The sequence below is a fragment of the Agriterribacter sp. genome (assembly GCF_035444585.1).
In the GTDB taxonomy this organism is placed as follows: domain Bacteria; phylum Bacteroidota; class Bacteroidia; order Chitinophagales; family Chitinophagaceae; genus Agriterribacter.
On the sequence record NZ_DAOMOZ010000122.1, the window covers coordinates 1 to 14,579 of the forward strand.

The window sequence follows — 14,579 nt, forward strand, 5'->3', positions numbered from 1 at the left end:
ATCTACAGGAACCGGCAGGATCCTTGCAGCCCAATGCGCCGGAACGGTCAAAAAGCTATCCCTGGAGCTGGGAGGTACTTCTCCTTTTATTATTTTTGATGATGCTTCAGTAGATAATGCTGTAAACGGCGTAATATCTTCAAAGTTCAGGAATGCCGGGCAAACCTGTATATGTGCAAATCTCATCCTTGTGCAGGAGCCTGTTTATGACATTTTTATTAATAAGCTCGTGGCAGCAGTACAAAAGATGAACACCGGTAACGGTACTGAAGAAAATATTTCAATAGGTCCCCTGATCAATGATGCAGCCCTGAATAAAGTAAAGCGCCTTGTAGAGGATGCCATCTCTAATGGAGCCCAATGCCTGGCAGGCGGTACATTCAGTGGACTTTTTTATGAGCCAACCGTTCTGAGTGGAATTACAAAAAAAATGAAACTTTTTTCAGAAGAAATATTTGGGCCCATTACACCCGTCATAAAATTCAGCACGGAGGAAGAAGCGCTCGAAATAGCCAACGATTCCATTTATGGACTCGCTGCATATTTTTATAGCAATGATGTGAGCAGGTGTATGAGAGTAGCAGAGTCGCTCCAATATGGCATTGTAGGAGTCAATGAAGGCGTTGTATCAACAGAGGTGGCGCCATTCGGGGGCATAAAACAATCCGGCATAGGAAGGGAAGGTTCCAGGTACGGAATAGAAGAGTATACCGAGCTAAAATACATCTGTTATGGCAATGTTCGTTGATAAAGATTTCACGCAGCGAGCGCAAAGGTGCAGCGGGCGCAAAGAAAACAATAACAAATACTTCGCCGTGGCGCGGCCGCATCGCCGCGGGAAAAACGTTGTCTCCATAACTATTTGAAGTTCTATAATGACTATTATATTACGTTTCTCTACTTATCGTTGAGCTTTTGCCTATGCGAAAATTTGAACTATTCTCGCCGAAAGTAAATGTGCCCGACGAAAGGGCTGATTCGTGAAATTAGTCTTAATTTAGGCTGCAATACGATTGCGTATGAAACTATTATCAACCGAGATCACTCCCTTTATCCGGTCTGCTTTCTTTATTGAATACAGAGAAAGAGATTTTTTTTCTTCCCCGTTTCATATCCAGCCATCATATCATTCACATCCCGAGTTGGAACTGGTTTATATTATTGAAGGATACGGCAAACGGATAATCGGCAATGAAGTTGAATCCTTTACCTCCGGGGATATGGTTTTTATAGGATCAAACGTTCCTCATATATGGCTCAGCGATCAAACCTTCTATAAAGAAAATTCCATATTGCATTCCAGATCCATTGTGGCATATTTAAGCCCTGACATATTCTCCGGCTCCTTTGATAATATCATTGAGCTGAGCGATATTAAAGCCCTGGTTGAAAAAACGTCCTGCGGGATACAAATTATCGGAAAAACACGGGATCTCATCGGTAAAAAGCTCTTATCCTGTGTACAGAAAAGCGGGTTTTACAGGTTTGAAGAGATGCTGCAGATTTTGCATATCCTTTCTTCGGCAGAGGATGTGATCAGGATAACAGATGAAACCGCCGGTGCCGCAACGCAACCGCCTTCCGGTGACCGGTTAATAGAAGTCATCAATTATATTAAAAATAATTTTTCGGAACAGATTACGCTGAAAAAAATCGCCAGGATGGCCTGCATGACAGAACAATCATTCTGTAGATATTTCAGAAGCCGCACACAAAAATCTTTTTCAGCATTTCTTTTAGAGCAGCGGATGTCACATGGCGCCAGCCTCCTTTTAGAAACCGATAAGCCGGTCACTGAAATTGCCTTTCTATGCGGTTACAGTTCCGTTTCCCGCTTTTGCCAGGTATTCAAAAAACAGTACGGGGTGAGCCCGCTTCAGAAACGAGCTGCTTTTCGGGAAAATCTTTCACTGCCTGTATATAATAATTAAAATAATGCAGGTCTTCCATTTCCTATGATAACTTTTATATAAAACAGGATAAGAACCTTATATCCCGTAGCAGATACCCTCTGTACTTTCGGTACCGATTCACTATATGATCCCGTTGGATCATAAGAAAGCGCCATCAAATACAGTTTGACTGTAAATACCCAAACCAAACTCAGCACGGACGATATGATCTTTAAAAAGTTTATTATATTCTCAATTCTCACATTGATCTATGGTTCCTGCATACATCCGGAAGATAAATACGGCAAATGGGAAAACTACGGAGGAACAAAAGAAACCATTCGTTACTCATCACTTAAACAAATTGACACTACTAACATACAACGGCTCCAGGTAGCATGGATATATAAAACAGAAGATATAGACAGCATGGCAGGCACACAAATCCAGTGTAACCCCATTGTCATAGATGGTGTACTGTACGGTACCTCGCCGCGGTTAAAACTATTCGCATTAGATGCAGCCACAGGAGAAATGCAGTGGATATTCAACCCGAAAGACAGCACACGGCCAACAAAGCAAATGATCAATGTGCCGAGTACCAACCGGGGTTTGTCATACTGGACAGATGGAAAAGAAGATAAACGGCTTTTCTATGCAGTAGGCTATGAATTAATAGCCGTAAATGCAGGTACCGGGAAAATTATTGAAGCCTTCGGGAACAACGGGCGGGTTGATCTTCATGACGGTTTGGGATGGAGACATACCAACTTCCCCATTACCATGAACACCCCCGGCATGATATATAATGATCTTATCATAATCGGTTCTATCGTTTCTGAAGGAACAGACGCAGGCCCGGGGCATATCCGTGCTTATGATGTAAGAACAGGCGTGCAAAAATGGATATTTCACACCATCCCTCACCCCGGAGAGTTTGGATATGATACCTGGGACGATACCCTTGCATATCAATTTATTGGGGGAGCAAATAACTGGAGCGGGATGAGCCTCGATGAAAAAAGAGGGATCGTATATGTGCCCACCGGCTCTGCTTCGTACGATTTTTATGGAGGCCGGCGGACCGGTGAAAATCTGTTTGCCAATTCGATAATTGCTCTTGATGCCGCAACAGGCATGCGCATCTGGCATTTTCAAACCGTTCATCATGATGTTTGGGACAGAGACCTTCCTACTCCACCCGCCCTGGTTACCATAAACAGGAACGGGGAAAAAATTGATGCGGTTGCACAGCCCACAAAATCAGGGATGCTGTTTGTATTTGACAGAGCAACAGGGGAGCCGGTTTATCCTGTAGAAGAAGTATCCGTTCCAACCCAAACAGATATTGCAGGTGAGAAAATGAATCCAACCCAGCCTGTTGCCACATTCATAAAGCCCTTTGCCAGGCAGAGCCTTACTGAGAATGACTTAAATGACCTGGTCCCGGATTCCTCGTATCAGGATATTAAACAAAGGCTGGCGTCTTACCGTACAGGAGCAATGTTCAACCCGCCTTCCCAACAGGGAACCGTTATCTTTCCGGGTTATGATGGAGGAGCTGAATGGGGAGGTCCCTCTTTTGATCCGGCAACGGGAATGATTTATATCAATTCAAATGAAATGCCGTGGGTACTGACGATGGTCGAAATTCCGTTGACCACGGGAAAAAATGAGAACTATTTAGAAGCAGGCAAAAGGTTATATATGCAAAATTGCATGAGCTGCCATGGAAAAGACAGGGAGGGGTCTGATAATTTTCCATCTCTCAAAAATATCCGAACTAAACATAATGATGCAACACTAACTTCCCTTTTGGCCTCGGGTAAAGGCAGGATGCCGGCATTCAATTACCTGAGCTCACAGGAAAAAGAAGCTATAAAAATTTATATACTGGAAAAGAAGAGCGATTATAATAAAAATTTTGAAGCAGTTAAAACCGATCATGATCAATACTTACAACTTCCATACGCAACTACCGGGTATAATAAATTTCTTACAAAAGAAGGATATCCTGCAGTAAAGCCACCGTGGGGCACCCTCAATGCCATTAACCTCAATACCGGTAATATAGAATGGAAAGTACCTTTAGGCGATCATCCGGACTTTGCTCCCAAAGGAATAAAAACGGGAACAGAGAATTACGGCGGTCCTGTTACAACCGCAGGAGGATTGCTGTTTATTGCGGGAACACCCGACAAAAAGATAAGAGCATTTAATAAACGAAACGGAGAGGTTCTTTGGGAACATCAGCTTCCCTCAGCGGGTTTTGCAACTCCTGCAGTATATGCAGTAAACGGAAAGCAATATGTGGTTATCGCCTGCGGAGGCGGAAAGTTGGGCACACGGTCCGGCAGCAGCTATGTTGCCTTTGCTTTGCCCGATAATATTACTGAACAATAACCGGAACGGGGGAGATAAAACCTCTCCTTCAATCAAACGGCAAACCACCCGCTACCTGATATTGCTCTTATATCCCGCAGTTGGTACGCTTTGTACTTTCGGTACGGATATCACTATATGATCCCGTTGCATCATACAGTCCGGAGCAGTATAGCAAGAGACTGTTATGCTCCCCGGTTTCGCTACAATGGCAGCGTTGAAAAGCCGGCCTATATTGCGTTAGTGCATAATGGCGTGTTAACGCTCAACCATTTTGAAATCCAGGGAGCGATCCGGTATATCGGTATCCCGCGCCATGAGCTTCATGATAAAGCCGCTATCAAATTGCAAGATCACGGGAGTGAAGTTAGTTTTCGGAATATCCGGATAAGAGCATTATAAAAGGGCGGTCTAAAAAAACGGTTTGCTACAAAACCACGAGGAAAATAAAACATAGCGCTCAGCTTTAAAAGATGGGGTGGTCGTTTCAATGTGTCTCATCAATACTGGTTTCATCGATTTTGTTTGAATAAGGTTAATCAAAAATTAATATAGGGCAAAATTGCATTAGTCATTGCAGTTTTTGTATTAGACTACGGAATTCAAAGAAGATATTTTTGATGAGACAAATGACCTTCTCTATGTACTATCCAAAATTAACCAACAACTATTTTCTTTCAAACCTAAATTAATTGCCATGTTAAAAAAGTTACCGCGGATTTTTCAGGAGAACAAAAAGGTATGCTTTTCCATAGCACTCCTCTTTTTCTCACTATTTACGTTCGCACAGCAAAAAATAACCGTTTCCGGAACTGTTCTGGAAAACGATGCCCCGTTAGCGGGTGTATCTGTACTTATAAAAGGTACCGCCACCGGCACTACTACCGATACCCAGGGTGAGTTCACCTTGCAGGTTACTAAAGGAGCTACCCTTGTGTTGTCGTTTGTGGGGTATGAGAACAAGGAAATTAAAGTAAATAATACAGGAAATGTGGGGAATATCCATATGGTTTCATCAACCTCCACTTTAGGAGGCGTGGTTGTTGTTGGATATGGCTCACAAAGTAAAAAGAATTTGGCATCTGCTACATCTGAAGTATCGGGTAAAGATTTTGAAAATGCTGTGATCAATACATTGGATCAGGCTTTACAGGGCCGCGCTTCCGGTGTGCAGGTGGTTAATTCTTCCGGCGAGCCGGGGGCTCAGACTGTGGTGAGGATCAGGGGTAATAATTCACTCAGCGGAGATAATGAGCCCCTGTATGTTGTTGATGGCTTTCCGATGCCGCCTTATACGGAAGCGTTAAGAAAAGGACAGAAGAATGCGTATCCGCAAAACGGGCTGTATGGAATAAACCCGGAAGATATTGAAAGCATGGTAGTGTTGAAAGATGCCGCTGCTACAGCGATATACGGATCAAGGGGCGCCAATGGCGTTATATTGATCACTACAAAGTCGGGGAAGGCGGGAGAAGGAAAAATTGAAGTAAGGAATAATTATTCAATCGGAACCATTGGTAAGCCGCTTAAAATGCTGACGGGTAGGCAGTATGCGGAAGTGATGAATAAAAGGAATGCGCTTTCTGGATGGGGACCTGTTTTCAGCGATATAGACGCAGTAACTACAAATACCGACTGGTATGATGCAACAACGCGCCAAAGCTCAAGGGAAGATTTGTCTCTTATTGTTTCAGGCGGCACATCCAGATCTTCGTACTATGTTTCCGGTAATTATATAAAGGAAGTAGGTTCCGTTATCGGCGCCTCCGGTAATAAAAAAGGGAGCTTGCGTGCTAATCTCAGCAGCAAGGTGAACAACTGGTACAGCATCAGGGGACAATTTTCATTTGTGCGGCAGCATACAGACCGGGCTTTCAGCACTGAGATGAGATGGCCTACAGGCGCCGGGTTCTTAGACCTGGTGAGGCAGTCGCCTACTGTTCCCGTAGATTACCTCGGGTTTAATGCTTACGGTTTTCCCGGCAATAGCAGCCAGTTTTGGTTCGGCAATCCTGTTAACGAGTTAACGTCTAAAATAGATAAGGTGAAGAATGATTATTCTATAATAAATATAGAGAATGAATTTAAGATATTAGATGCATTGAAATTGGTCGTTAGTCTGGGAACGAACCAAAATCTGTCCAGGCGGCAAATATTTCTTGACGCCAATACGGTTCTTGGACAACCTAAAAACGGATTGGGCAAAAATGCTATAGCCAATACGTACAGCTATAATACAAATGCATACCTTAATTATGATAAGTCATTCAGTGATATTCACAGGCTGAACCTTACATTAGGCGCTGAATACAATGTCCAAACTCTTGAAGAGACCCTGGCAGAATCGGAAAATTTTACAATCCCTTTTTTTGGTATCAATAATATAGGAAGCGCATTGGGGCAGGAAATAAGCTCCTACAGGCAGGATCGTAAAATACAGTCTGGTTTTTTCAGAGCCAATTACTCCTTTAAAGGAAGATATGTTTTAAATGCCTCGGTACGTGCTGATGGAGCATCTCCTTTTGCAGAAAACAGGAAATACGGATTTTTCCCTACTGCCGCTGTAGCATGGAACCTGGACCAGGAAGAATTCATGAAAGGTGTTGACTTCATCTATGCCTCAAAAATAAGGGCGTCTTACGGAGAGACAGGAAGCCAGGCCATTGCACCCTATTCGTCTTTGCAGCAATTTGTAAATGGGGTTTATCCAACGGGCGCCAATAACGCTTTTACATTAACGATGTACCCGTCCAGCCTTGGAAATGCAGATCTTTCATGGGAAAAGACCAGGCAGTTTAATATTGGAGCAGATGTAAGCGTGCTGGATAACAGGCTCTCATTCAGTTTCGATTATTATAATAAACTTACTACCGACCTGCTTCAGCCCAGAACGCTGCCCTCTCAGTCAGGGTATGCTTCCATTACGGATAACTATGGAACGATCCGCAACAGAGGTGTTGAATTAAGTATTGCTGCTGATATTATTGACAAAAAACATACCCGGCTTTCTACCCGGTTTAATATTTCTCATAATAAGAATATGCTTATTAACCTCGGCGACAGAACAGCGCCTACTTATATATCAATAGGAAACAACCTGATTGGCGGGGTACACGGTATTCTGGTACCCGGCGAGGAGATCGGTCAGTTTTACGGGTATAAATTGGCAGGACTTGTTCAGACCGATGATTTTGACGATGTCGGAACACCCGTTTATCCTTATCCCGGCGCTGCAGCCTGGCAGGTTCCCGGGCAAATCAAGTTCGAGGATATCAACAAGGATGGAAAGATAGACATAGCAGACAGGCAGGTATTAGGAAAATCATCCCCCGACTTTACCTTTGGATGGACCAATAATTTTACCTGGAAAAACCTGAGTGTTAACGTGTTTATTACGGGTTCACAAGGTAATAAGGTGCTTAATATTACCAGGTCGCTTCTCAATAGCGGGCTTCTTCTTTGGGCGGGGCAGGTAACCAACCAAACGCAGGATTGGTATGAAAAGCGCTGGACGGCTGAAAACCCGCATAATGATCCGCGTTATCCGGGAATTCTGGCTGATCCGCCGTTTGGTCTTACAGACATCACCTCTGCAATGATAGAGGATGGAAGTTACGTGAGATTGAAATCGCTGACGCTTTTGTATCAGTTCCCGAAATTGAAAGCCATTAAAGGGTTAACGCTTTCGGTTACGGCTACCAATTTGTTAACGATCACTAATTATGCCGGTTTTGATCCTGAAGTAAGCTCTTTCAGGGGATCGTTGCTGCAACAGGGAATTGATTATGCGGGTTATCCGACGCAAAAGTCTTACACTTTCGGAATATCCTGTAATTTCTAATGCAAAAAAAATAATACTATGAGATTTAAATTCATATTTCCGATACTGCTTTTTATGGTTTTCAGTGCGGTATCCTGCAAAAAGAACCTCGAAGAAACCGCTTATTCTTTCCTCTCTGCCAATACGGTGTTTTCTACCGAGGCAGGATTAAGACAGGCCACGCTTGGCGTTTACGATAGCTGGAGGGCTGATCCCCCCTGGGATATATTTTACCAGTGGATACTGGCTGAAGTTGGCCAGCAATATGTTACAGCCGGTATGGGTGGAGATCAAATGATCACACCGTTCTACGGTTTTTCACATAACCCTACTGATCTTAATGTTACCCATATCTGGCCCAGGATTTATCAAACCATAGCGCGGGCTAATACGGTTGTAGCCCATGCAGACGAAGCTGTATCCGATGAAGCCATTGCCAATACTTATAAGGCTGAGGCGCAGTTCAGCAGGGCTTATGCTTATTTTAACCTCGTAAGGCTCTTTGGCGGGGTCCCCCTCATAAAATCAGAAGTTAATTCTATAGCTCAGAAGGATGAGATCTTCGGTACCCAGGCGGCTGTTCAGGATATCTATGATTTTATAATCGAGGATCTTAAATTCGCTGAGTCACATTTACCACCTTTCTGGACGGATGATAATCTGGGGCGGATATCGGCAGGTGCTGCTAAAGCCCTGCTCGGGAAGGTATATCTTACCGGCGCCGGTTTACCCTTACAAAAAGCTGAATATTATCAGCTTGCTGTTAGTAAATTAAGCGAAATTACAGGCAGCGGGGAGGCTACCTATAATTTCGGTTTATTGCCCGATTTTTTAAGCGTGTTCGCAGATAATAACAGGAAAAATAAAGAAGTGATTTTTGCCTGGACTAATCTATGGACCTCCACCTATTCGCATAGTGGAACTATAGTTCCTTACTTTCTGTTTCCTCCCGGTTTGGTAGGCACCGTTACTCAAACGCTTTATGGAACAACTCCGGGTTTTTACAATCTCTACGAAAGCACGGATATACGCAGAAATGTTACCGCAATGGCCCGATACCTTTCCCTGCCGGCAGGCGACAGTATTATTTATGATTTTTCTGCAAACAGGTATAGAAATGAAACACAGGGAGGATACATAGTGGGAAATACGCTACTACCCTATACAGGCCTCGCATACAGTAAGTTTGGCAGAACCCCGCTGGCAGCCAGCCAGGCGTCGGTTCCCACAGACTATAGCACAGATTTAATACAGATGCGCTTTTCTGATGTGCTGCTGTGCCTTGCAGAAGCGCTTAATGAAACCGGGCAGACGGCCCAGGCAGTACCTTTTCTGAATAGGGTGAGGGAGCGGGCAAATGCTTCGCAATACCCCGTGGGCAGTCAGGATGAGGTGAGAGCACAGATCAGGAAAGAGCGGCGTCTGGAATTGACGGGAGAATATACTACCGTATTTGATATCAGACGTTGGGGTACTTTACAGGATGAAATTTCCGCCATGGATCCGGCTCAGATTTTAAATAATGCATTGAGCCCGTATTCTCCGAAATTGGAATTGTATCCTATACCGCAGGCAGAGCTGGACGCCAATCCAAACCTGACACAGAACCCGGGCTGGTAAGAAGGAATGTAGCCGGATTGTTATTAATAGCCACGAATACACGAATGAGCGCGAAGAGGCTAGTGTAAATTTGTGCATTCGTGGCTAAACTTTAAATTATGAAACGTATTGATCCGAAAATATTAGTATGGTGGACATTACTGTTTTTTTGTAGCCTATCGGTTGTAACTGCACAAAATGATATACGGTACGATTCACTGCCTCGCTGGAGGGGGTTTAATCTTCTGGAAAAAATTGATGCAAACAACAACCAGCCCTTCCGGGAAAAAGATTTTATGTTGATCAACAGGCTGGGGTTTAACTTTGTACGTTTGCCAATGAGCTATGAGTGTTGGTTCCGGGGGGATAAAAAATACGACCATAAGACCTTACTCGAAATTGATGAAGCCATAAATTGGGGTAAGAAATATAAAATCCATATTAGCCTGAATATTCACAAAGCCCCTGGCTATTGGGTTAACACGCCGGAACAAAAGCCCAACTTATTTGATGATGATAAAATGCTTTCCCAATTTGTTGAACAATGGGTGATGTTTGCCAAAAGGTACAAAGGGTTAAACAGTCAGCTCTTAAGTTTCGATTTACTGAATGAACCGATTACTACAGATACAAAGTATATAAAAATGGTGAAAGCTGCGGTGGAGGCCATCAGGAAGATTGATCCCGGCCGTTTGATCATTGCAGATGGAAATGGTTGTGGAAGGAATGTCGTAAAGGAACTGGCGGCATTGGAAGTGGCTCAAAGCGGCAGGGGATATGATCCTGTATATGTTACCCATTATAAATGTTCCTGGGTAGGTGAGGAATACGGGAATGCTACGGTACCGCCTACCTGGCCCTATGTTGATAAGCGGGGTAAAATATGGGATGTAAAAGCGATCAGGGAAATGTACCGCCCCTGGATCGAACTTAAAGACAGCGGGGTTGGCGTACACATCGGAGAAATGGGAGTAAATAGGTTTACTCCTCATGATGTGACCCTGAAATATATAGAATCCGTTCTTTCAGTATTAAAAGAGCATGACATTGGATTTGCTTTTTGGGATTTTAGAGGAGGGAGCGGGTTTTTTAACAGCGAACGTGAAGATGTGGAATATGAGGATTATGAAGGGTTGAAGCTCGACCGGAAAATGCTGGAATTAATACAAAGATATTAAGAGTCCGGCAGGCGTAATCGGGGCGCTTTAGCAAATGGGAGAGCCCGGTGACTTTACCGCCGGAAAGGATTGTACAAAAGAACGTATTGGAAAAGTAAAAAAGCCGGGTGTGAATTTTAAATAAACAGACAATGTGATTATGCTGAATCAAATCAACGTATCTGAAAAGAAAACGATGGGTGTTGTAACCCGGAAGCTTCTGCCTTTCCTGATGCTGCTGTATCTGGTAGCCTACCTTGACCGGTCTAATATTTCTGTTGCGGCTTTACAGATGAATGCAGACCTGGGGTTGTCGGCCCGCATGTACGGTATTGGTGCCGGGTTATTTTATGTTACTTATATCATATTCGAGGTTCCCAGCAACATCATTCTGGCAAGGGTGGGAGCACGGAGATGGATAGCCCGTATCATGGTATCGTGGGGGATTGTAGCCGTAGGAATGGCATTTATCAATACAGCCGGACAGCTTTACGGCATGCGGTTGCTGCTGGGCGCTGCCGAAGCAGGGTTTACACCGGGTATCATTTATTATCTCAGCCGGTGGTTCCCCACAGATCACCGCGCACGTGCCATGTCATTCTTTTATATTGCGGCGGCGCTGGCATCTGTAGTAGGCTTGCCAATTTCGGGTGCATTGCTGGAAATGCATGGTATTTTTGGTTTTGCAGGCTGGCGCTGGCTTTATTTTATTGAAGGGATCCCGGCCATTGTACTGGGTCTGGTGGTACTAAAGTACCTGCCCGACACCATACAAAAAGCCCGGTGGCTGAACGGCGAACAGAAGCAATGGCTTTCGGGTAAGATAAGCGCTGAATCGCACCTTCCCGTAGAAAAAAAGGATAAGGCGTGGCAGCGTATATTCTCTGATTCAAAAGTGTGGATATTGAGCCTGGTATGGTTGTTACAGGCTTTCGGAACCATTGGAATTACGCTGTTTTTACCACAGATACTCAAGGGCGTTTCAGGCGGAACAAATTTTGTTGTCAGCCTGCTCTCGGGCTTGCCCTTTCTGTTTGCGTGTATATTCATGTATATAAACGGGCAGCATTCCGACAGGATGAAAGAGCGCCGTTTTCACCTGGGAATGCCTTTGCTTTTATCGGGGATATTATTGATAGGATGCCTCTATACGGGGTCAATGTTTTCTTATATTCTACTGATCCTTTCCGTAGCACTGAACTGGTCCGTTACACCGGTTTTTTGGGCGGTAACAACCGAGTACCTGGCCAGCGGGCCCGTGGCGGCGGGTTCCATAGGCTTAATCAATGCCATGGCCAATATAGCCGGGGCTACGCTTCCTTTGCTGATGGGGTATATCAGGGACCTTACCGGCAATTACAATATTGCCTTATGGATCGTGGGCGTTGCACTCATGTTGGGAGGTGTGCTGGGTTTTGTAACCACCCGGATGATCGCCGGCAGCAGGGCTGTGCAGTTAAGTAAGATGCGACTGGTACACCGGGCAACCGATGACAACAATATATTCACGAAGAATTAAAATCTGATGTAAAAAAGGCATGAATCGCTTCCGCTTTATTATCCTCCTCGTTAACACCTGCTTGCTTACACTGGTTGGCAGAAGCCAGCAGTTCATGGAAATAAAAAGGTATCAGATACCCGATTCCATACGCCTTCAGGGTGTTGCGGTAGATGCGTCTTTTTTCTATGCGATCTCCAATACTTCGGTATATAAATTCGAAAAAGCGGATGGACGAATGGTTTCTTTATTTAACGGTAAAAAAGAAGGCATATTGAAACACCTGAACAGTGGCATTGTGCGGAACGGCAGGCTGTATTGCGCCCATTCCAATTTCCCGGAATCACCTATGGCCAGCTCTATTGAAATTTTTGATATCCGCACCATGCAGCATATAGGCAACCACAGTTTCGGGTTGGCCGGCGGCTCTGTTACATGGATAGACGAAAAAGATGGTTACTGGTGGGTGGCATTTGCCAATTACAGCGGGCGGCGTTCTGCGGAAGGAAGGGACAACCGGTGGACCCATCTGGTGAAATTCACCAAAAAGTGGGAAAGAGTTGCCTCCTGGATTTATCCCGAAAATGTACTGAACCGGTTTGCGCCTTACAGCAATTCGGGAGGAGTATGGAACAGGAACGGAGAATTGTATGTTACGGGTCACGATCGTAAAGAAATATACGTTCTGCAAATCCCCCGTTCGGGGTACACGCTTCAGCATAGCAGAACCATTCAAACGGTAAATGGCGGGCAGGGCATTGCATCAGACAAATCAGAGAAAAAGAGGGAAATACTGTTTGGAGTGGATAAAAAAGGGAAGTCAATAATTGTACAAGAGCTCAAATAACAATAATCAATTAAAAATTTAAGATGAAAAATTCAACCTGCATGATCTTTCCGGCAACTTTCGTCAGGCGGATTTTTTTTGAAAAGAGAAATAAAAACAACAGGAAGCTGAATCTTTTGCGCTTCGTTTTTTTTAGTGCAGCTTTAATGTTGGGGTGTACGCGGCAGGCTTCAGAAAATAACCGCAGTTCAGAGAATAAACAAAGCGCTCTTGAAGAAAGCCCTGTCAGGAATTTACCATTACTGATGCCAGACAATTTCGACTCTCTGTTGCTGGTGTACTGGCGCCAGGAAGAAGGAGTGCCTGATCCTAAAAATCCGCTGTTGGAGCCTGCCATGCCCTGGGATGCCGGGGGCGTAATGGCACACGGAACCGTGCTGCACGACCCTATAGACGGTTTGTGGAAAGCCTGGCAGGTGTCTACCCCTGCTGAACCGGAATTGAAGGGAATCAATGGTAAACATGAATCGCTCAGAAGACTGACCTACCTGGAGAGCAAAGACGGGGTTTCATGGTATCGTCCTGAACTGGATCTTGTAAAGTGGCCGGGCTACGGGCATACCAATATTTTATTTGATATGAATTCAGGAGGCATAGCGCAGTACGCCTCTGTGCTGGTGGACCCGGAGAATAAAGAATGGCCGTATGAAATGTATCTTATTCGAAACCCTTTCCTTGGTCCGGACTCTACGCGGGTAGGGCATTTGCCTGCGCCAAAGGGTGAAAAGAGGGGCATTTACAAATACCGGTCTAAAGACGGTAAACTCTGGGAATTGATTTCGGGACCGCTCCTGAATTTAGGAAGAGGCGGCGATGTGGCGTATTTCTACCGGCAACCGGATGGTACCTATGTGGTTTACTGTAAGCAATATTCCAAAGAACCGGGTGACAGGGTGATCCCTTTTGATAATAACGCCCAGCAGTTGGTAAGAAAAATAGGACGCAGTACAAGTGCCGACGGAACCACATGGGAACCGGTTAAAATTATTTTTGAGCGGGATTGGCGGGACGCGGGATTTGCACAATACCTGGAGCTTTGCCCTGTTCAGGTAAACAAGGGATTTGTAGGAATACTCACCTATTACGATGCTTCTAACAAAACGATGTCGCTCCAGATGGCAGCCTCCCGGGATGGAATAAACTGGTGGCGGCCGGACAGAAGGCCGGCGTTGCCCAATCCGCCTCTCGGTGATTACGGAGGAGGGATGATGTGGCAAATGCACCAGCCCATCATTGAAAATGGAAAGATGTATGTTTATTATGCAGGAGCGCAGGGGCTTCATGGAGAAATACTGGACAGTCGGATGCAGCCAAGATTAGAAGTGGGCAATGAGAGTGTGATTGGCACCCGCATAGGAACATTGCCATTTTACTCCGCATTGTG

Annotated in this window: 10 protein-coding genes; all 10 read left to right on the forward strand. The window is 44.7% G+C overall.

The features are described from left to right. Positions 1-748, forward strand: a 748-nt coding sequence (locus PLH26_RS13405) for an aldehyde dehydrogenase family protein (RefSeq protein WP_324586536.1), incomplete at its 5' end; no start/stop codon positions are given. Between the two features lie 271 nt (positions 749-1,019). Next, the gene (locus PLH26_RS13410; RefSeq protein ID WP_324586537.1) at positions 1,020-1,931 is read left to right on the forward strand and encodes a helix-turn-helix domain-containing protein; all 912 of its coding nucleotides are present in this window, start codon (positions 1,020-1,022) and stop codon (positions 1,929-1,931) included. 186 nt (positions 1,932-2,117) lie between these two features. Then, on the forward strand, positions 2,118-4,295 hold the full coding sequence (locus PLH26_RS13415) for an outer membrane protein assembly factor BamB family protein (protein ID WP_324586538.1): 2,178 nt from the start codon (positions 2,118-2,120) through the stop codon (positions 4,293-4,295). A gap of 126 nt (positions 4,296-4,421) precedes the next feature. Next, complete coding sequence (locus PLH26_RS13420) at positions 4,422-4,676, forward strand: 3-keto-alpha-glucoside-1,2-lyase-like domain-containing protein (RefSeq protein WP_324586539.1); 255 nt, start codon at positions 4,422-4,424, stop codon at positions 4,674-4,676. Between the two features lie 295 nt (positions 4,677-4,971). After that, positions 4,972-8,115 carry a SusC/RagA family TonB-linked outer membrane protein gene (locus PLH26_RS13425; protein ID WP_324586540.1) on the forward strand — a complete coding sequence of 1,048 codons (3,144 nt, stop codon included), beginning with the start codon at positions 4,972-4,974 and terminating at the stop codon, positions 8,113-8,115. Between the two features lie 18 nt (positions 8,116-8,133). After that, positions 8,134-9,714, forward strand: coding sequence for a RagB/SusD family nutrient uptake outer membrane protein (locus tag PLH26_RS13430; protein WP_324586541.1), 1,581 nt, complete (start codon positions 8,134-8,136; stop codon positions 9,712-9,714). Between the two features lie 98 nt (positions 9,715-9,812). Beyond that, the gene (locus PLH26_RS13435; RefSeq protein ID WP_324586542.1) at positions 9,813-10,871 is read left to right on the forward strand and encodes a glycoside hydrolase family 5 protein; all 1,059 of its coding nucleotides are present in this window, start codon (positions 9,813-9,815) and stop codon (positions 10,869-10,871) included. A 139-nt stretch (positions 10,872-11,010) separates the two neighbouring features. Beyond that, positions 11,011-12,369, forward strand: a complete 1,359-nt coding sequence (locus PLH26_RS13440; protein ID WP_324586543.1) for an MFS transporter — start codon at positions 11,011-11,013, stop codon at positions 12,367-12,369. 19 nt (positions 12,370-12,388) lie between these two features. Continuing rightward, on the forward strand, positions 12,389-13,195 hold the full coding sequence (locus PLH26_RS13445; RefSeq protein ID WP_324586544.1) for a hypothetical protein: 807 nt from the start codon (positions 12,389-12,391) through the stop codon (positions 13,193-13,195). Positions 13,196-13,218: 23 nt separating this feature from the next. Further along, a partial coding sequence (locus PLH26_RS13450) for a hypothetical protein (RefSeq protein ID WP_324586545.1) occupies positions 13,219-14,579 on the forward strand: 1,361 nt, incomplete at its 3' end.